Below are 19386 nucleotides of genomic sequence, written 5' to 3' on the forward strand. Positions count from 1 at the left end.
GAAGATGCCCTTCAACGCCAACTCGGCGCGCACCCGGTTCAAGCCGGGGCAGCGACCGCACAACACCCGGAAGCCCGGCGACGAATATGTGTCGGCGAAGGATGGCTATGTCTATCTCTGCATCCCCGAGACCAACCCGCACACCGGGTTCGAGCACCGCTTCGTGCTCAAACACAAGTACCTCTGGGAACAGAAGAACGGCCCCCTCCCGGACGGGCACTGCCTGAAGTCGCGCGACGGCAACCGGCAGAACTCAGATCCTTCGAACTGGATGTGCATTCCCCGCGCCCTGCTGCCCCGCCTCAGCGGGCGCTGGGCGCTGCCCTATGATAAGGCCCCGGACGAATTGAAGCCGCTGGTGCTCGCCACCGCCAAGCTCAAGCACACTGCCAAGACGAAGCGTCGCGCGGCAGCGAAGGGCGGTGAAGCATGAGCGCACAACTTCCGATCGAATGGCGCCCATGGTGTAATGTCGAGGCCCTCTACCTTGGCGAGATCATCGTCGGCCGCGTTTCTGCGCCCCAAGGTGGCCATGGTGGCAAGAGGGCTCGCGGCGTGTTCAATCTTGATGCGGTTGAGTACGTCGCGAGCTGGCATACCTACCCGACAATCGACGACGCCAAGGCCGCGATCGAAGCGCGGCTCACCGATTGGCTGCAGCGGGCAGGCATCCAATGATCCTCGGCTTCGACCCCGCCAGCCCTGCCGGTGACACGACCGTCGCCCGGATCGGCAACCGTGTCACCCTGTACCGCGGCGATGCCTACGCCATCCGGCCTACGCTGGGCTGGTTCGACGCCGACGTCATGGATCCGCCCTATGAGTTTCGCGCCGAAGGGGGCGGTCACTATCGCAAAGCGCGCGGCGGCATGGATCAGATCATAGATGAGCAGCTGCACAAGGGCTTCGATCACGCGATCATCAACCCCCTTCTATGCGGCGCTGTCGTGGTCTTCTGCCACAACGACCAGCTCGCGAAGCTGCTGCCCTATCTCGATGGCAACTTCGAGAGGTTCGCTCTCTGCATGTGGCGAAAGAAGAACCCGCAGCCCGTCGCCAACAAGCACTACCGGCCAGATTCCGAATTCTACGCGCACTGCTGGTCAAAGGGCTACCACCCGCAGGGCGACCTCGCCGACAAGGCCCGGACGGTCGATGCCTACTCGGTGCGCGGCAAGGCGAAGTTCGGCCACGCCACCGTGAAGCCCGACGCCGTGATGGACAAAATCATCCGCAATGTCGCGGGCGAGAGCATCTGCGATCCCTTCATGGGCACCGGCTCGACCGGCGTTGCCGCCGTCAAGGCAGGCAAGACCTTCGTCGGGATCGAGCAGAACCCCACCCACTTCGAAACCGCCTGCCGCCGCATCGCGGCAGCCATGGAAGGAACCGCACAATGAAAGCTCTCACCATCTGGCAGCCGTGGGCAAGCCTGATCATCGCTGGGGCCAAGCCCTATGAATTCCGGGGCTGGCGCCCGCCCGCCTCGATCATCGGCCAGCGCATCGTGATCCACGCCGCCGCGCGGAAGATCGATGTCGAAGAGGCAGCATGGCTTTACACAGTCTTGCACGATCGGAACGATAGCGACGTCTATGCCGCCTTTGCCGCGCAGTCCTGTCTAAACTTCGATCTGGCCCTGCCTATACTGGAGCGAGCATGGATGAGGGGCCAAGCGCCTCTCCCAATGGCGGCCGGCATCGGCACTGCTGTCATAGGTGAGCCCCGCTTGGGAACCGAGATCGCCGAGGAATTCGGCGTCACCCGCGCCAACGACAGTGACCGGGATCAGCACTCCAACTGGGGCTGGCCGATGCTCGACATCGAAGCATGGCCAGAACCCATCCCCATGCGCGGTTCTCAAGGCCTATGGAACTGGCCAACCCCTGAGCAGCTGGTGGATTGATGTCGACGTTCGATCGCATCTGGTACTGGCGATCGACGCTGCCCCACCGCAAGGGGCAGCGCTGCCGCATCCTTGCGCGCGGCACCATGAACAGCTGCCGCATCGAATTCGAGGATGGCGAGCAGCATATCGTCTCGCGCTACGCGGTCAGGAAGGCCGCGCCGTGAAGCCGCCGCCACCCCCTGCCATCTTCGAACTGGCGAAGGTGCTTGCGCGCGCGGCCGTGGCGCGGGACATAGCCCGCTTGCGGGAAAGCGAATCGACCGATGCGAACCCTGATCTACGCCCGATACTCCAGCCAGCTTCAGAATAGCCGGTCGATCGACCAGCAGATCGGCGTGTGCCGCGATCATGCCAGCGCCGAAGGCTGGCCCGTGATCGACGTCTTCACCGACTATGCGATCGGCGGCGGGGCGGGCACCGATGAAAGCCAGCGCCCAGGCCTCGCTGCGATGCTCGCCCGGGTCGAGCAGGGCGATATCGAACAGGTTCTGATCGACACCACCAGCAGGCTCGCCCGCAATCAGGGCGATGCGCACCACATCCGGGAGCGCTTGAACTTCTACGGCGCGCGCCTCTTCACCCTCGGCGATGGCGAGATCGATAGTTTCAAGGGCGCGATCAAGGGCCTGCTCGATGAACAGCAGCGGGTCGAGCTGCGCCACAACATCAAGCGCGGGCAGGCGGGCACCGTGCGGCAGGGCCGCAGCCCGGCAGGCCTCGCCTTTGGCTACCGCCTTGCCAACCGGATCGACGAAGGGGGCAGGGCTGTGCGCGGCCTGCGCGAGATCGATGAGGCGCAAGCCGCGATCGTTCGCCGCATCTTCACTGAATACGCTGCGGGCAGAAGCCCGGTCGCCATCGCGCGCCAGCTCAACGCCGAAGGCATCCCCGGCCCGCGTGGCAGCAGCTGGCGCGCCAGCACCATCCGCCCCGATCGCACGCGCGGCAACGGCATGCTCTCGAACCGGCTCTACATCGGCGAGCTGGTCCACAACCGCACCAGCAAGGTGATCGAACCCGTCACCCGCACCACCCGCATCCGCCCCAATCCCGAAAGCGCCTGGATCATCGAGGCCGTGCCCGCGCTGCGCATCATCGACGATGCCCTGTGGGAAGCGGTGCAAACCGAGCTCGAGCGCAACCGCACCGCCGCCGCCCCGGTCAAGGCTCGCCGCCCCCGCCACATCCTGTCCGGCCTCGGCCGCTGCGGTACCTGCGGCGGGGCGTGGAACATCAGCACCGGCCGCTTCTGGTCCTGCGGATCCCGTCGCGACGGCGGCACCTGTACCAACAACCGCACGATCAGCACCGAGAGCTACGAGCGCGAGACGCTGGCCGGCCTTCAACAGCACCTGCTGGATCCCGATGTCGTCGCGACCTACGTGCGCGAATATCACGAGGAATACACCCGCCGCGCGCGATCGGCCCGCCAGCGCCGCGCCACGCTAGAGCGCCAGCTGCAGTCCGCCACGGCCAAGGTCGAGCGCCTGGTGCAGGTGATCGCCGAAGGCGGCAGCGAATTCGCCGAGCTGCGCGATGCCCTTCGCACCGCCCGCATCGAGCGCGACCGCACCGCCGCCCAGTTGGCCGAGGTCGACGCGCTGCGCGTCATCGCCCTGCACCCCGCCATCGCCGAGGATTACCGCAGGCAGGTCACAGACCTGCGCATCGCCTTGGCCGATCCCGCCGCCAGAGAGGCGGCGATCCCCGTTCTGCGGGAACTGATCGATCACGTGACGCTGTCCCCAAACCCGCGCGGCCGGGGCGTGACGGTCAAGGTCGAAGGCCGCCTCAGCGCGATCGTCGAACTCGCGACAGGCGAGAAATCAGGAATCGAACCCGCGTCCTCAAAGCGGGCATGATACCCACTTACTCTAAAGCCCAGTTCCCTTCACCCGCTCCACTTCCCCGTCCATCGGCATCCATATGCGTCTGGACAACCCCCCTAAAATCCAAGGTATTCAGCGGATATCGTGCCGCAAGCGTTCACTCGTTTCCGCATTTAACCGGTGGCGAATGGGGGTATGGCTGGGGGTTCTAGCCAAAGCGGCTAACTCGATACCCCCAGGCTTGGGGGTATCGCGGGGGCAAATCCCGGAAAGGCTGGATGCTACTATGGCGCTGACAGATGTTGCGATCCGCAAGGCCAAGCCCGGTGCCAAGCCCATCAAACTGGCGGACGGGGGCGGGATGCACTTGCTGATCACCCCAGCCTGGGGCAAGCTCTGGCGGCTGAAATATCGGATCGATGGGCGCGAAAAGCTGCTGGCGATTGAGGCCTACCCCGAAATCAGTTTGGGCGAAGCGCGCCGCCGCCGCGAGGAAGCCCGCGAAATGATCGCTCTCCGCAAAGACCCGTCGAGAGAGAAGCGGCGCGACAAGCTGCTCTCTTGCATTCAGGCTGCCGACACTTTCAAGGCGATCAGCGATGAATTTTGCCAGAAGCGGCGACGGGTTGGGCAGAAGGGCTGGGCACCGGCCACCGCCACCCGTAGCGAATATCTGCTGTCACTGGTGTGCGGTTCGATCGGCCACCTGCCTATCGGCGAAATCGAGCCCATGGACGTCCTGACAGCCATTCGCCGGATCGAAGGTAAGGGGAAGCTCGAAAGCGCGCGGCGCAGCCTGCAATTGGCTGGTGCGGTGTTCCGCTATACTGTTGCCACCGCGCGGCTTGCGTCGGACCCTACCCGAGATTTGCGCGGCGCACTTACCGCTCCCACGGTGACGCATTACGGGGCGATCACCGATCCCAAGAAGGTTGGCGACTTGCTGCGCGCGATCGATGATTACGAGGGCAGCGGCATTACCAAGCTGGCCTTGCAGATTGCCCCGCACGTTTTCGTCCGCCCCGGCGAGCTGCGCCATGCCGAGTGGAGCGAGATTGATCTGGACGGGGCGCTCTGGATCATCCCGGCGAACAAGATGAAGATGCGCAAGCCGCACCATGTCCCCCTATCGCGGCAAACCGTGGAGCTGTTCCGGCAAGTAAGGGCGGTGACGGGGCCGACCGGCTACGTGTTCCCGTCCGTCCGCACCCGCGCGCGCCAGATGAGCGAGAATACGATTAACGCCGGTCTGCGGCGACTGGGCTATGCCACCGATGAAATGACCGCGCACGGCTTCCGCGCTATGGCCTCCACGTTGCTGAACGAAAGCGGCAAGTGGAACCCCGATGCGATCGAGCGCGCGCTTGCGCATGGCGACACCGACAAGGTGCGCGCAGCCTATCACCGGGGCGCCCATTGGCACGAACGAGTGGCGATGGCGCAATGGTGGAGCGATCATCTGGACCAGCTGCGCAAGGGCGGGGATGTGGTGCGGCTGGCTGATCGGAATTCGGGCTAAGCTGTGACGAACTATCGAAAAGCTTGTGGTGATCGGGGATGTGTTCGGAAGCATCGATAAGGTGCAACCTGCTTTGGCGAATTGTCAATCGCAACAGCAAAGGCAGCTGCCGACCCAGAGACGGTCGTTCGAGCCCATTCCATCGAGCGTCTGGTTCCGATAAAAGCCGTCACTGCGTTGGCGGGGCACTTTCTGTTGACCGCAAGCGGGTCGAAGCCGAATGGCTCCTTCCTGTTCGGTAGTGTCTCACCAATGCTACACGGTGACATCGCGATTTCCCTGAGCTAGAGGCGCGCCCGCAATGTTCAGCCTTCGCGCCTTGACTCACGGTTATGCCCGGCTCTCGCTGGCGCTCGTGGTGCTTGCCCTGGCGGTCAAGGCGCTGGTGCCAGCAGGCTACATGATCTCGTCCAATGGCGAGCGTTTCCTGACGGTGACGATCTGCGCGGATGCCAGCGGCACGCCGAAGCAGATGCGGATCGCTATCCCGATGAAGGACGACGGGAAGAGCGATCATTCCGAGGCGGCAGACAAGTCTCAGCCTTGTGCCTTCTCTGGGCTTGGCCATGCCGCATTGGGCGGGGCCGATCCGGTGCTGCTGGCGGCGGCACTGGCGTTCATCCTGCTGGTTGGGCTTGCGCCGCTCCGGGCGCCGCCTGCCCGCGACATTCATTTCCTGCGCCCGCCCCTGCGCGGGCCGCCTTCCCTTTCCGTCTGATCGCAAGGCTCTGCGCGCGGGTGTTTGACCGCGGCGCGTAAAGCCACTTCGCTCACTGACCCGCCGAGGCAGGGTCAATGGCGCTGCGCCGCATCACAGGCGCGCGCCGACGGAAATTGAGATACATCATGCAAATTAACACTATGAAGCGCGCTTTGTTGGGCGCGACCATGCTTGCCGCAACGACTGGCGCTTTCAAAGCCCCGCTTCAGGCGCAGGGGATCGGCCAGCGGCAAGACGAAATCATCGTCACCGCCAGCCTGCAAGGCACGCCGACCGCGCCCGCGCCTGAGGCTGCCCGACAGGAGCTCGAACGCGTCCCCGGGGCGACGGGCCTCGTCGAGGACGAAGGCTTTGCCGACATCTTCGCCCAATCGATCGGCGACGTGCTGGAGCTGACCCCCGGCGTCTTCGCCGACACCAGCGCCCAGCGCGAAAGCCGTATCTCGATCCGCGGATCGGGCCTCAATTCGAGCTTCGAGCGTCGCGGCCTCACCGTCCTGCGCGACGGGGTGCCGATCAGCCGCGCATCGGGCGCGACCGAGTTTCAGGAGGTCGACCCGCTCACCATCCGCTACATGGAGGTGTTCAAGGGCGCCAACGGTCTGCGCTTCGGCGCGGCATCGCTCGGCGGGGCGGTGAACATCGTCAGCCCGACCGGGCGCACCGCCCGCGCGCCTGTCGCCCTGCGCGCCGAGGGTGGCAGCTTCTCCACCTTCCGCGGCAATGCTTCGCTTTCCGGCAAGAGCGGCGATGTCGATTATTGGGGCGGGATCACCGGCCTCACCAGCGACGGCTACCGCGAACACAGCGAGGTGCGCAGCATCTATGGCCACGGCAACCTCGGTTGGCGGGTGTCGGACAATATCGAGACGCGCTTCTATGTCACCGCGCTGTCGGACAATTTCGAGCTGGCGGGATCCTTGCGCCTTGCCGACGCGCTCGCCAATCCGCGCGCGGCGGGCCGGCCGGTGACGGCGGGGCCGTTCTTTCCGGGCGGACCGGTGACCCTGCTCGACCCCGGCCCGGTCGCCGACGACTGGGACCGCAACCTCGATGTTTACCGCGTGTCGAACCTCACCGTCATCGAACTCGGCTCGGCCGATCTTGAGTTCGGTGCATGGTATGCCCGTCGCAATCTCGATCATGCGATCACCCGCTTTGCCGGGATCATCGTGCAGGGCGAGGACGAGGTCGGCGTTTCGACCCGCCTGTCCGGCAGCCTCCCCTTCCTCGCCGATCAGAGCCGCTGGCAGGTGGGCGCAATCTATGCCTACTCGACGAATGACGCGAAGACCTTCGCCAACAATTCGGGCGCGCGCGGGGCGCTGCGCACCCGGTCGGATCAGGACTCGGACACGCTGACGGTCTATGGCCAGGCCGATCTCGGCCTGACCGACGCCGTCACGCTGATCGCCGGCGGGCAATATGCCCGAGCCACCCGCGACGTGACCGCGATCCTCAATGCGGTGACGGGCCGGGGCGAATATGACCAGTTCAACCCGCGTGTCGGCCTGCTGGTGGATGCAGCCGAGGACATCCAGTTCTTCGGCAACATCAGCCGCAGCTTCGAAGCCCCTAGCCTTGCCGACCTCACCAGCGGCGGGGCCTTCCCCTTCGCCCCGCTCGATCCCCAGCGCGCGACCGTGTTCGAAGTCGGCACGCGCGGGCAGGCAGGGATCGTCTCGTGGGACATCGCGCTTTACCGGGCGGAGCTGGAGAACGAGTTCCTCGACCTTGCCGTGCCGGGCGCGCGTGGGCTGATTACCGTTACCACCAATGGCGACCGCACCATCCATCAGGGCCTCGAATTCGGGCTCGATGTGCGGCCCTTCAAGGCGGCGCTGGAGAAGAACGGTCAGGCCCTGCGGCTGAGCGCGGCCTATACCTTCAACGACTTCACTTTCGATGATGACGCGGTCTATGGCGACAACCAACTCGCCGGGGTGCCACGCCATGTGCTGATTGCCGAGGCGCGGTTCGACCAGGTGGATCGGTTCTACCTCTCCACCACCCTGCGCTGGATCCCCGACGGCCCGTGGGCGGACTATGCCAACACCGAACGGGCGCCCGGTTACGAGACTGTCCAGATCACCGCCGGGGTCATGCTGACCGAGGGGATCGAACTGTTCGGGTCGGTCGAGAACCTGTTTGACACGGTGTTCATCTCGAACGTCACCACCAACGCCAACCAGCGCCTCACCAACGAGGCGATCTACACCCCCGGGCAAGGGCGCGCCGTGTTCGGCGGCCTGCGCGCGCGGTTCTGAGGGAGGCGGCGATGAGCGCAAAGACCAAGACCGCGCGCTGGTCATATTCCAAGCATCAATGGCTGGGGTTGATCGGCGGGATCAGTCTGCTGGTGTGGGGCCTCAGCGGCCTCACCCATATCGCCATGGTGCTGTTCGGCCCGCAGCAGGCGGAGTTCATGCCGCCTGTTGCCACGGTCGCGCTCGAAGGGGCGCGGCCGATCGCACAAACCCTTGCCAAAAAGGGCATCGCCGAGGCGGTGGCGGTCAAGACCGTCCCTGCCCCGGGCGGCGAAGTGCTGTGGCAGGTCACCCCGGCAGCGGACGGCGCGCGCCGCTATTTCCGTCCCGCCGACGGCAGCGAAGTGACCGGCGGCGACCGGGCGCAAGCCGAGTTCCTCGCCCGCCACTATCTCGCTACCGACCGGGCAATCAGCTCGGCCCGGCTCCAGACCGAGTTCGATGCCGACTACCCCTGGGTCAATCGCCTGCTGCCGGTATGGAAGCTGGAATTCGCAGGCGATGACGGCCTCACCGCCTATGTCCACACCGAAACCTCGAGCCTCGCGGCGGTGAACAACACCACCAAGACCCGCCTGCAATCGGTGTTCCGGGCGCTCCACACCTGGGAGTGGGTGCCGCCGGGGATGGACTGGCTCAGGGTGGTTGTGATCGCTCTGATGGTCGGGAGCCTGCTGGCGCTCGGCCTGACCGGCATCGCCATGCTGGTGACGGTGCGGCGCAAGAAGCGCCTGCCGGGCGCGCGGGGCTGGCACCGGATTACGGGCTATGTGCTCGCTCTGCCGCTGATCATGTTCTCCGCCTCGGGCATCTACCACCTGATCCAGTCGGCGCTGGTGCCTCCCGTCAGCCAGCTCAAGATGGGCAAGCCCGTCAATGTCGCGAGCGGCAAGTGGCCGATCGAGGCCGACTGGGCGCTGATCGCCAAGGGACGCGACATCGCCTCTGTCGCGCTGGTCGAGGGGGCTGAGGGGCAGCCACTCTACCGTATCGGCCTTGCCCCGCCCAAAGGCGCTATGGGTGGCGGAGAGCATGACCACGGCCCCGCCATGGCAGCGGCGGATCATGGCATGGCAGGCCACGACCACGCGGCGATGATGGCGGCACAGGCGAAGACCCCTTCAACCGACGCGGAAATCCGCGAGGCACGTTTTGCCGGGATCAAGCCCGATGGCCCGGCGATCTATCTCGACGCGGCGACCGGTAACGTCGTGACCTCAGGCGACAGGGATATTGCCCGCGCCATCGCCCGCCGCTTCACCGGCGCGCCGGACAGTGCGGTGACGGGCGTGGAACTGATCACGCGCTTCAGCCACGAATACGACTTCCGCAACAAGCGCCTGCCGGTCTGGCGGGTGGACTATGCCGAACCGGTGAAGGCCAGCTTGTTCGTCGATACCGGCACAGGCGTGCTGGTCGACCGGGTGGCAGACGGGGAGAAGCCTGAGCGTCTCGTGTTCAGCTTCATCCACAAGTGGAACTTCCTGTTCCCGGTCGGTCGGCTCACACAGAACGTGATCGTGGGCGTGTTCGCCATTGCCCTCATCGGGTTCATGGCGGTGCTGGGGCTACGGATGGACCTGGTCCGCCGCCTTCGCGCAAGCCGCCATGGGCAGAGGCCGGATGAACAATCAGGCACTGCATTCGCCCAGAAATGAGACGCCGCACCCGGTCTGCCGCCATTCGCAACGGTCCTATGCGAATGGCGGCATCGGGGTCGCACTTAGAATGCCAGGAATTTTTTAGGATCAGAGCAAAGCCGCAAGTCCGCTTTTGCGTCGCAGTTCTGACCCGCTCACGGCCGGTGATTGATGGATATCAGGGAAAGGAAGGGTTCTTTATCGCTATGGTTGTGCGAAATTGCTTGGCTGGACCCGCGATTTTGTGCTGTTCCCGCCACTCCTGTGTGGTTCGGGCAGATCGAAAATGAATGGCGATCACCCCGGAGAAGACCGTCTAGATTTCAAAACATTGCTGGCGTTTCAATCAGATCCGGGTGGCGCTACGGCTGGCAATCAGAATTGATTGGCATGTTGCCATTGCTAGAGAGCCCTCGCTACAGGATTGATTTAAAAGAACGATTCTCAGCAATAGATGCTGCGATCCGTCGCGTAGGGTGTGTATGTTCCACACTGCCAGCCCCGGACCGGAAAATGGCCCTGTCATGCATCTGGCGTTTCTGGCTTTGCCTATATGCAGGCCCTCGCCCTGCGGGCGGACTTCGATGCTGAACAGCCGCCTAGCGCTAGAGTTTGGGGGTATGTGTGGGGGTATCTAGCTATTCTCTGCCTATAAAATTAAACATTACCATATTGAAACGGTTGTTTCGGGGTTCCCTTCACCCAAAAACCCCTATAGTTCCGCCGCCACGGGATCATCCTGCCCGGGCTCGAGCGTCTCGCCGCGCCACAGGCGGTGCAGACGGTTGCCGAGGATGTCGCCGGGGCCGGAGGTGAATTGCGGGTGGCCGAAGCGGGTCATGACCGCGTGCTGGCGGGCAAGCGCCCTGCGATCCTGCGCGACCACCGGGGCAAGGAACAGCCGGATCGCGGCCTGCTTGAGCCAGCCGGGGGCGAGGCCCTTGGGGGTCGAAAAGCGCGCGAAGGGCGTGAAGGTGCCCTCGCTCGCAGGCGTGAAGATCGCGGTGACGCACAGGGTCAGCCGCGTCGCCCCCTCCCACCGCGCCTGCACCGTGGTGGGCGGATAGTAGCGCGAGACGCTGCGCTGCCGGTCGCGCTCGAGAAAGCGGGACATCAGGCCGAGATCGGGCTGCGTCTGCTCGATCGCCATGTCGATACCGTCACCGTGGCTGGTCACCACCAGATCGACCGGCAGACGCTTGTCGCGGCGGCGGATGAAGCCGTGGTGCAGGTGGCCGGTATGGAACGGGTCCATCACGTTCTCCACCGCATCGAAGGCGCGGCCCTGCCAGGTGCCCTGCTGCCACCAGAAGTGATCGAGGTCGGGATTGCCGAAATCGGGCGGCAGGGGCGGCTCGGCGGGGGCGCTGTCCGACAGGGTGGCAAAGATCGCGCCGTGCCGCTCGGCGACGCGCAGGGCAGCGGCACTGAGGCGCGGGTCGGTAGCGGTGGCGGCTGCGGGGCAGCCGGGCACTGCGATGCAGGCGCCATCGGCGGCGAAGCGCCACCCGTGATAGGGGCATTCGAGTGCGCCGCGATGCACGCGGCCCTCGGAGAGGGGATAATTGCGGTGCGGGCAGCGGTCGACCAGCGCGCCGATGTCTGCCTCGGTGCGGAACAGGGCGATGGGGGTATCGCACAGCATAACCTTGCGCACGCTGCCGGGTCGCAGATCGCGCGACAGGGCAACCATGTGCCAGGCATCGCGCACGGCTTGGGGAAAGCTCATCAGTCCAGTTCCTCGCCGTTCCAGGCAATGTCGCGGGTGGCGGCCGCGGTGGTGGTGATAGAATGGCGGCGACCTTCGCGGAAGAAGCCCGCCGCATCGGCAAGCGCGCCCGCCAGCGGCCAGCGGTCGCCGGGGCGCGAGATCGCCTCGCGCCCGGTGGCGAGCAGGTGCCACCATGGCCGCAGCCGCCGCTCCCGAAAGGCCTGTGGCAGGCCGTAGACCACCATCGCCGGGCCGAGATAGGCCGGGGCATGGCTCTGCGGGGGCGTGGGAACACCCTCTCCGATGGCGCGAGCGAGTGTGCCGCTGCCGGTCAGCAGATGGACGCCGCTGGTGGCGCGTGGGTTGCATTCGATCAGAAACGGGCACCCTTGCGCGTCGATCATCACATCGCAGGCGAACTGGCCGTGGAGGCCGGCGCTGGAGGAGAGGCGCGCAGCAAGGTCATGCAGCGCCGCCGCGTCTCCGGCGTCCAGCGGTTCGAAGGCATAACTCGCCCCGCCGCCCAGCCGCCATTCGGAAGCATAGGCGGCAAAGGCTGTGAGCGCGCCATGATGAGCGACCGCGTAAAATGCCGCCTCGCGCCCGAAGATGCGGCGCTGGGCGAGCCAGGGTGCTGCTGGCGTGGGCGTGACCTGCGCCAGCGCTTGCGGCGCGGGGTCAACCAGTGCGGCATCGCCGAAGCGGGTGAAGCACGGTTTGAACACCCATTCGCTCGCCTCCCCGGCAAAGCGCGCCACATCGGCAGGGCTTTCGAGCAGGTGACTCTCGGGCGCGGGGAGGCCCCAGCCGTCGCAGGCGCGGGCGAAGGCGAATTTGTCGTGCAGCTGGCGCAGCGTCGCAAGGTCGGGCGCGAACAGCCGCGCACCAAGAGCCCGCCGGAGCGATGGAGCGGCGAGGTGGAACACTTCCTCGCAGGTCGGCACGACGAGATCGATATTCTTCTCGCCAACCAGCGTGGCAATCGCGCGGCGGAAGGCCTCGCCCTCCTGCCGGGGCGGGGGGTAGAGGTGGTGCTCTGCCGCCAGCCGCGACCAGCGCGCCATGCGCGAGACGCAGCTGTCGGCGAGGTGCACCTGCCAGCCCGCCGCGACGAAATCGCGTGCCAGATCGAGCGCCGCGACCGCCCGCGCGCCGGTGATGAGCACGGATCTAGCCATGGTGCCACACGACCTTCCGGCGCTTGGGCCCGGCCCATTCGGGCAGGTCACGGCGGATGGCGACGGGGCGGGCAGATGCGGCCTCGAGCGCGAAGGCAGCGCGCTCGGCCAGCGCGGCAGGGCAGTCGGACGCCACTCGCAGCACCGCCCGCTCCGGCACTCCCAGCGCCTGCCAGCGCCAGTCCGCACCCAGCACCGCTTCCACCGCAGCGACAATCTGCGGCGGGGTGACGGTGCCCAGCGCGCCCGGCCAGAGGTCGGTGACGTGCCCCTCGATGGGACGGATCACCCGCCCGGCAAAGCCGCAGGGGCAGGGGCGCGGGTCGAGCTCCAGATAGTCGTCGCCTCGCAGCCGGACGATCGGCTGGCTGCGGCGCATCAGGTCGGTGATGATGGGGCGGAAGCCCGCCGTGCGCGGTACGGGTTCCAGCTCCACGGCGAGGACATGATCGTTGAGATGAAGCCGCCCCTCGCGGCATTCGGCCCCCAGAAACCCCTCGGTCGCCTGCCAGATCGCGCGCGGTGCCTGCCCCAACCGCGCAGCGATCAGGTCGCGTTCGGCAGCGCTGATTGGCTCGCTACCGCAGAACAGGTGGCGGAGCGACGGCAGGTGCAGACCCGCTTCGGCAAGCGCCAGCAGACGAAAGGGCGGGGCGATGAGGATGGTGGGAGCAAAGGCTTCGAGCGCGGCGACAGTCTCATCCAGTGCGGCGGACAGCGGCACATGGCGAAAGGCGATCCGCCCGCGCCCGGCATCGCTGTAGAGCGCATTGCCCGCCCGCAGATGCAGCGCGATCCGCTGGCGGCGCAGCAGCGCGCTGGCGGGGAGCAGGCGGGCGAGGCTTTGGCCGATATACTCGGCGCGCTCCTCCGGGCTCGCCAGAAACAGCCCGCGCGCGCCGCCGCCGCTGCCGGTCGACCACCCGGCCGAGAGCGCATCCGGCCCCGCATCCTCGCCCGCTTCTGCAGCGTCGGCCATCGCGCGCAGGGTGCTGTCCGTGAGGCCAAGGCTGTTCCACGCGCCATAATCGCGGCGCAGATCGGCGATGTCGGTGATCGGAAAGGTGTCGAACGGACGCCCGGCGTGCTCCGCCAATGCCGGGCAGCGGGTGAGCGCCGGTTGCAACTGGGCCCAGGCCCGCGCGCGCCCTCTTGCAAGGACAGCGGACGAGCGGCGCATCGCGATCTGCGTGCGCAGCCAAGCGGCGATGATCCGGCTAGACTGCGTCATCGTCCCCACCGCGAAAGGCCCGCGCGCTGTGGGCGCAATGCGAGGGCAGGATCGCCAGCTCGCGATTGTTCGCCGCCGCCGCGCTAAGCAGGTCGAGGGTCTGGCGATAGCGCCGCGTATCCCCCAGCAGCGCGGTGGTGATGCGCGGCGGCGGGCGGCGCTCGGCGATCGAGCGACCCGACCAGACCGCATCGGCGGCAAGCAGCACCGGCTGACCGCTCTCGAGCATCAGCGCGAGTCCCCAGTGACCCGCACAGTGCCCCGGCAGCTCGACTGCAAGCAGCGATCCGTCCCCCAGAATGTCCCGCCCCTCGGCAAAGGGCGCGAAGGCGGAGGGCAGCGCGTGCGCCGGGGCATCCTCGAAGAACCGCGCCTGAGCGTCCACCGCTTCGGGCACCAGCGCGGCGAGCAGCCCCTGCCGCACCCGCGCGATCCGCCCCGGACGGCGCAGCTGCTGCAATCCCGCGCGCGCGCAATAGACCGGGCGGTCGGCGAGGTGCGCCATCCCCGCGACATGATCGCCGTGGAAATGCGACAGGATGGTGCCCGCGATCTCGCTCTCGGCGATGTCATGCGCGGCAAGCCAGGCGCGCCATTCCTCACGTGGGCCGATGCGGACCGGCGTGGTCCAGCGATAGAACCGCTCGGGAAAGGGGCGGGTGGCGGCGATGAAGGCGGGGTCGTAGCCGGTGTCGAACAGGAAGACCCCGCGCGAGGGGTGGCGGATCACCCCGACCATCGCCGGGAAGCTGACCGGGCACAGGCTCCCGCCGCCGATCGTCATCGCCTGCGGGTGGCTGCACGATCCGCGTTCGAGCCAGCGGAGGCGGGTGCGGATCATGCCGGGGCACCTGTGGCGGCAAGGCGGCGCGCCTGTTCGAGCAGGGTTGCGAGCGCATCGTGGCGCGGTTCGTAGCCCAGCAGCGCGCGGGCGGGCGCAAGGTCGAAGGTCTGCGAATAGGCGAGCGTCGCCAGCGTGTAGCGGGTCAGCACGGGCTCCTGCGGCGTGTCCGCAAGCCGGGCCAGCGTCTCGGCGACCGCCGCAATCGGGCGGGCGACCGCAAGCGGGACATTCACCAGCTGCGGGCGTTCGCCCAGCGCTTCGGCCAGACTCAGCGCCAGATCGCGCACCGCGCTAGGGCGGCCGCCGGAGATGTTGATCGCCTGACCCGCAATCGCGGGCGCGCGCGCCTCGGCCTCGCAAATCGCCCATGCGGCGTCGCGCAGATCGGTGAGCTCGATCAGCGCCCGTCCGCCGCGGGGCAGGGGCATCCGCGCCCGCCGAGCGAGCGCGGCGAGACGCGGGAGGATCACCCGGTCGCCGTCACCCACCAGCGCACGCGGGCGGATGGCACAGGTCGCCAGCCCCCCGTCCGAAGCCGCGAGCACCATCCGCTCGGCCGCCAGCTTGGTGCGGGCATAGGCATTGAGCGGCGATGGCGCGGGAGGATCATCCGGACCTATGTCCGTCTGGTCGGCCATGCGCGCAAAGATCGAGGGCGAGGAGACGAAGACAAAGCGCCCGACCCCCGTCACGCGCGCAGCATCGAGCAGGTGCCGGGTGGCGGTGACATTGGCGGTTTCGAAGTCCGCCGCGCGGCCCCAGCTGGCTGACAGGGCAGCGGCGTGGATCACGCTGTCGCACGCGGTCAGCAGCGCGGCCAGATCGGCATCGGGCTGCGCGAGATCGCAGCGGACGAATTCGGCCCCGGCCTCCGCCAGCCTTGCGCCCGCCGTGCTATCGCGGCCGGTGGCGCGCACGCTTGTGCCGCGTGCCAGCGCCTCGCGTACCAGCGCACGGCCAAGCCCCCCGGTCGCCCCCGTAATCAGGATGCGCCGCGCCGTCACAGCCGGACCACCATCGCCGTGGCGCTGATCCCCGCTGCCGTGCCCAGCAGCAGGATCGCATCGCCCCGCTTTGCGCGCCCGGTCTCGAGCGCATGGGCGAGTACCGTCGGGATCGAGGCGGCGATCTGGTTGCCGTGGGTGGGGAACAGGTCGATTACGCGATCGCTCGCAGGGGCGAACAGGCGCTTGATGTGGGCAACGCCCGGCGCGCTCGCCTGATGGCAGATGATGCAGGCGAGCTCCTCGCGCGTCACCCCGGCCTGCGCCAGAGCGCTTTCGATTACGCCGGGCAGCGCCTTGGCGGCGGCCTTGAAGATCGCGAAGGGGTTCATCTCGAAGAACGACCCCGCGACCAGCGCGTCGTAGCCTTCCTCCACCCGCAGCCGCGTGCCGCCCGCGCGCAGCTGGGCGAGGGCGTGGTGCATCCCGTGGGTCACGCTGGCGCTGCCGATCAGCCCGCGCGTGCCATCGTCGCACGCTTCGATGGCCAGCGCCGCCGCCCCATCCCCGAAGATTGAGCGGGTCTTGGCCACCGCCGGATCGAGCCCCGCCGAAGCGATGTCGCTGGCGAACACCAGCGCCCGCTTCCAGCGCCCCGTGGCGATCCCCATCGCGGCGACATCGAGTGCGGCGACGAAGGACAGGCAGGTCTGGTTGACGTCGAAACTCGGCACGCCCGCCTGCCCCAGGCCGAGCCGGTCCTGCACCAGCACCGCGGTGGAGGGGATCGGCTGCTCCATCACGCCGCAGCCGCCGATGATGACATCGGGCGGGGTGTCGCTCCATCCGGCGCGGTCCAGCGCCGCGCGTGCGGCAGCGGCGGCCATCATCGAAGTGGTCTCGTCAGGGGCGGCGATGTGCCGGGCGGCGATGCCGAACTCGGCCTCGGTCCAGCCTTCCGCGTGGCCGTGGCGCCGATCGAGCGTCGCCGAGGCGACCACCTCGCGCGGACGATAGGCGCCCCAACCGGCAATGGCGAAGTTGCTCAACACGGCATCACTCCCTCGGCGATTCGATCATACAGTCCCACACAAATAGACAGTGTTCAATTAAAAAATAGACAACGTTCAATTTATGCCTTATCAACCGAAAAATGGGACGCCGATCCGATCACTCCCCTGATGAGCTGCGCGACCTGCTGATCGCCTGCGGGCATGAGCTGATGGCCGAACGCGGTTTCGCGAAGTTCTCGGCGCGCGAAGCGGCGCGGCGGGCGGGTTATTCGGTGGGGACGATCTACAATGTCTTCGGCGGGCTCGATGCCTATCTGATCGCGATCAACAGCCTGACATTCCGCGCATGGAGCGACGGGCTGGAAGCCGCGCTGGCTCGCGCGACAGGGGACGATGAGGCGCGGATCGTCGCGCTCGTGCGCGCCTATTTCGCCTTTGCCGAAGCGAACCGAAACGCGTGGATGGCGATCTACGATCACCGCATCGACCGTTCGCAGGCCATTGCCAGGCAGGACGAGGCCGCGCGCGAGGCGCTGACCGGGATTGTCGATCGCGAGGTGACGCGCTGGCTCGGGCGCGGTGCCGCAGCCGATGCCGACGCGACCCGCCGCCTCGTGCGTTCGCTGATTGCCACGGTGCACGGGCATTGCGCGCTGTGGCTGTCGGGCAGCTATGCCCTGATGCGCGAGGAGGATCCCGCCGGGCAGGCGCTGGCGCGGGTGTTCGAGGCGCTCTCGGCCCACCGGGGCTGATCGCGCCCGCCGGCGCCAGCCACGCCGACACGAGCGGCACCGCAGCCGGCGCTGAAGGTCACGCCCGAAGCCACGCTCTCGGCGGTGGTCCTGCGGTTTACGCGCCGAGACCTTCACCTCTCGCGGGTGAATTGCAACCGGCGTGGTTCGCGTCCGCCGGTGGAGGGTCGCGACATTCGATCCGCAGAAATTTCGTCTTATCAGTCTTTTCATCGACAGTGGCACAAGCTGTCTCGACGAATGCGCGTTGTGCGGGGCCGCTCCAGCCGCTACCCAATGGGCAACTGTCGCAGTTCTGACCGGGTGTGGATCGCATCGCACAGGTCGGCCTTCGACGACAGAAGGGGGCGCAATTTGGATCGTGACCGTCATCGGGATGGAGCTTCGGGCCGGCGATACGCGCAGGCTTGCCGTGCTGCGGCGATGCTGGCGGCCCTGACCCCCGCAATCGGCGGCTGCGCCATCTCCCGCGCCGAGCCGCCCGCGATGGCGAGCGTTCAGCCCATTCCCGATCGCTGGGTGCTCGCCCCGCCGGGCGAGGCCACCGTTGCGCTCGATCGCTATTGGGCGATGCTCGATGATCCGCTGATTGCCGAATTCGTGGAACGCGCGCAGGCCGAGAACCTCGATCTTGCGCAGGCCGCCGCCCGCCTGCGGGCCGCGCGTGCCGGGCTGCGGCAGGCCGAGGCGGGTTTTCTCCCCTCGGTCACGGCGAGCGGCGGCGCGCAGCGCGATGTCGGCGATCTGGCGCGCGACGGGGTGCAGCTTTCGGTTGGCGCCGATGTGCAGTGGGAGGCCGATCTGTTCGGCCGGATCGACGCATCGCGCGATGCCGCGCGCGGCGACTTGCAGGCAGCGGGCTATTCGCTCGGCGATCTGGAGCGGGTGATCACCGCGCAGGTGGCGAGCCAGACGGTCTCGGCCCGCGCGCTGGCCGAACAGCTCGCCATCGCGCGCGAGACGCTGGCGGTGCAGGATGACAATCTCCAGATCGCGCGGTGGCGCAATCAGGCCGGGCTGGTGGCGAGCCTCGATGTCGAGCAGGCGCGCACCCAGCGCGCGCAGACCGCCGCCTCGATCCCGCAGCTCGAAAGCAATCTCGTCGCGGTCGCCAATGCCATCTCGACCCTGATCGGCGAGCCGCCGGGCCGGGTCTATGCCGCCCTGACCGAGAGCCCGCGCGCCGTTCCCGTGCCGCCCGCCCGCGTCACCATCGCCGCGCCCGCGGACACGCTGCGCCGCCGCCCGGACGTGAGCGCCGCCGAGGCGCAGCTTGCCGCCGATCTCGCCCGCGTCGGTGTCGCACGCGCGCAGCTGCTGCCCTTCGCGCGGCTGACGGGCACGATCGGCACCGGCGGCACCAATGTGGGCGATCTGTTCGACCTCGTCACCGGCAACGTCTTTGCCGGATTGTCGCAGCTGATCTTCGACGGCGGGCGTGCGCGCAGCCAGATCGACGCCGCGCGTGCCAATGCCGACGGCTCGCTCGCCTTCTGGCGGCAGAGCATTCTCGCCGCGCTTCAGGAGGTCGAGAGCGCCGCAGTCGATCTCGATGCCAGCGACACCCGCGTCGCCGCGCTGATCGAGGCGAGCGAGGGCGCGCAGAACGCCGCGATCCTGGCGCGCAGCCAGTATCAGGCGGGGCTGATCGATTTCCAGACGCTGCTCGTTGCCGAAAGCCAGCTGCTCAGCACGCGCACCGCACTGGTGAGCGCGCAAGGTTCGCGCGCGCAGGCCTTCATCGCGCTCGCCCGGGCGATGGGCGGCGGCTGGTCCGTGCCCGAGGGGGCGGCCATCAATCCATCGGCAGGGGAGCCCGGCACGTGAT

The 19386-nt window shown here is 67.4% G+C and carries 18 protein-coding genes; 12 read left to right on the forward strand and 6 right to left on the reverse strand.

Going from position 1 to position 19386, the window contains the following annotated elements:
- Positions 1-4: 4 nt before the first annotated feature.
- The 10 genes from E2E27_RS06465 to E2E27_RS06505 all read left to right on the forward strand — a co-directional run bounded on the left by E2E27_RS06465 (position 5) and on the right by E2E27_RS06505 (position 9903).
- Positions 5-433 carry an HNH endonuclease signature motif containing protein gene (locus E2E27_RS06465; protein ID WP_234036218.1) on the forward strand — a complete coding sequence of 143 codons (429 nt, stop codon included), beginning with the start codon at positions 5-7 and terminating at the stop codon, positions 431-433.
- Positions 430-678, forward strand: a complete 249-nt coding sequence (locus E2E27_RS06470; RefSeq protein ID WP_141458208.1) for a hypothetical protein — start codon at positions 430-432, stop codon at positions 676-678. Before E2E27_RS06465 ends, E2E27_RS06470 begins: the two co-directional genes overlap by 4 nt.
- Complete coding sequence (locus tag E2E27_RS06475) at positions 675-1400, forward strand: DNA methyltransferase (protein ID WP_141458209.1); 726 nt, start codon at positions 675-677, stop codon at positions 1398-1400. Before E2E27_RS06470 ends, E2E27_RS06475 begins: the two co-directional genes overlap by 4 nt.
- Positions 1397-1906 (forward strand): ASCH domain-containing protein, encoded by a 510-nt coding sequence (locus tag E2E27_RS06480; protein ID WP_141458210.1) that lies wholly within the window; start codon positions 1397-1399, stop codon positions 1904-1906. Before E2E27_RS06475 ends, E2E27_RS06480 begins: the two co-directional genes overlap by 4 nt.
- Positions 1906-2073, forward strand: coding sequence for a hypothetical protein (locus E2E27_RS18690; RefSeq protein ID WP_181443608.1), 168 nt, complete (start codon positions 1906-1908; stop codon positions 2071-2073). The genes E2E27_RS06480 and E2E27_RS18690 overlap by 1 nt, the downstream gene beginning before the upstream one ends.
- A 99-nt stretch (positions 2074-2172) precedes the next feature.
- Positions 2173-3771 (forward strand): recombinase family protein, encoded by a 1599-nt coding sequence (locus E2E27_RS06485; protein ID WP_141458211.1) that lies wholly within the window; start codon positions 2173-2175, stop codon positions 3769-3771.
- 253 nt (positions 3772-4024) lie between these two features.
- Complete coding sequence (locus E2E27_RS06490; protein ID WP_141461632.1) at positions 4025-5257, forward strand: tyrosine-type recombinase/integrase; 1233 nt, start codon at positions 4025-4027, stop codon at positions 5255-5257.
- Positions 5258-5558: 301 nt separating this feature from the next.
- Positions 5559-5975: a DUF2946 family protein gene (locus E2E27_RS06495; RefSeq protein ID WP_141458212.1), complete on the forward strand. Its 417-nt coding sequence runs from the start codon at positions 5559-5561 to the stop codon at positions 5973-5975.
- A gap of 128 nt (positions 5976-6103) precedes the next feature.
- Complete coding sequence (locus E2E27_RS06500) at positions 6104-8245, forward strand: TonB-dependent receptor family protein (RefSeq protein WP_234036219.1); 2142 nt, start codon at positions 6104-6106, stop codon at positions 8243-8245.
- Between the two features lie 11 nt (positions 8246-8256).
- The gene (locus tag E2E27_RS06505) at positions 8257-9903 is read left to right on the forward strand and encodes a PepSY domain-containing protein (protein WP_141458213.1); all 1647 of its coding nucleotides are present in this window, start codon (positions 8257-8259) and stop codon (positions 9901-9903) included.
- Positions 9904-10597: 694 nt separating this feature from the next.
- On the opposite strand, the gene E2E27_RS06510 is transcribed toward E2E27_RS06505, so the two are convergent.
- The 6 genes from E2E27_RS06510 to E2E27_RS06530 are packed head-to-tail and all read right to left on the reverse strand — an operon-like array spanning position 10598 to position 16842.
- Positions 10598-11614, reverse strand: coding sequence for a Rieske 2Fe-2S domain-containing protein (locus E2E27_RS06510; RefSeq protein WP_181443609.1), 1017 nt, complete (start codon positions 11612-11614; stop codon positions 10598-10600).
- Positions 11614-12774, reverse strand: coding sequence for an ATP-grasp domain-containing protein (locus E2E27_RS18695; RefSeq protein ID WP_181443610.1), 1161 nt, complete (start codon positions 12772-12774; stop codon positions 11614-11616). Before E2E27_RS18695 ends, E2E27_RS06510 begins: the two co-directional genes overlap by 1 nt.
- Positions 12767-14005, reverse strand: coding sequence for a cell division protein FtsA (locus E2E27_RS06515; protein ID WP_141458215.1), 1239 nt, complete (start codon positions 14003-14005; stop codon positions 12767-12769). Before E2E27_RS06515 ends, E2E27_RS18695 begins: the two co-directional genes overlap by 8 nt.
- Entirely contained in the window at positions 13992-14846 is an 855-nt protein-coding gene (locus E2E27_RS06520; RefSeq protein ID WP_141458216.1) for an MBL fold metallo-hydrolase, read from the reverse strand. The genes E2E27_RS06515 and E2E27_RS06520 overlap by 14 nt, the downstream gene beginning before the upstream one ends.
- Positions 14843-15853, reverse strand: a complete 1011-nt coding sequence (locus tag E2E27_RS06525; protein ID WP_141458217.1) for an NAD-dependent epimerase/dehydratase family protein — start codon at positions 15851-15853, stop codon at positions 14843-14845. The genes E2E27_RS06520 and E2E27_RS06525 overlap by 4 nt, the downstream gene beginning before the upstream one ends.
- Positions 15850-16842, reverse strand: coding sequence for a 3-oxoacyl-[acyl-carrier-protein] synthase III C-terminal domain-containing protein (locus tag E2E27_RS06530; RefSeq protein WP_199799095.1), 993 nt, complete (start codon positions 16840-16842; stop codon positions 15850-15852). The genes E2E27_RS06525 and E2E27_RS06530 overlap by 4 nt, the downstream gene beginning before the upstream one ends.
- A 104-nt stretch (positions 16843-16946) precedes the next feature.
- Here E2E27_RS06530 and E2E27_RS06535 point away from each other — a divergent pair, with 104 nt between their 5' ends.
- Together E2E27_RS06535 and E2E27_RS06540 are read left to right on the forward strand one after the other, a co-directional pair.
- Positions 16947-17558 carry a TetR/AcrR family transcriptional regulator gene (locus tag E2E27_RS06535; protein ID WP_141458219.1) on the forward strand — a complete coding sequence of 204 codons (612 nt, stop codon included), beginning with the start codon at positions 16947-16949 and terminating at the stop codon, positions 17556-17558.
- A gap of 423 nt (positions 17559-17981) precedes the next feature.
- Positions 17982-19385: an efflux transporter outer membrane subunit gene (locus E2E27_RS06540; protein WP_141458220.1), complete on the forward strand. Its 1404-nt coding sequence runs from the start codon at positions 17982-17984 to the stop codon at positions 19383-19385.
- Position 19386: the final 1 nt, after the last annotated feature.

Source organism: Porphyrobacter sp. YT40, from assembly GCF_006542605.1.
In the GTDB taxonomy this organism is placed as follows: Bacteria; Pseudomonadota; Alphaproteobacteria; order Sphingomonadales; family Sphingomonadaceae; genus Erythrobacter.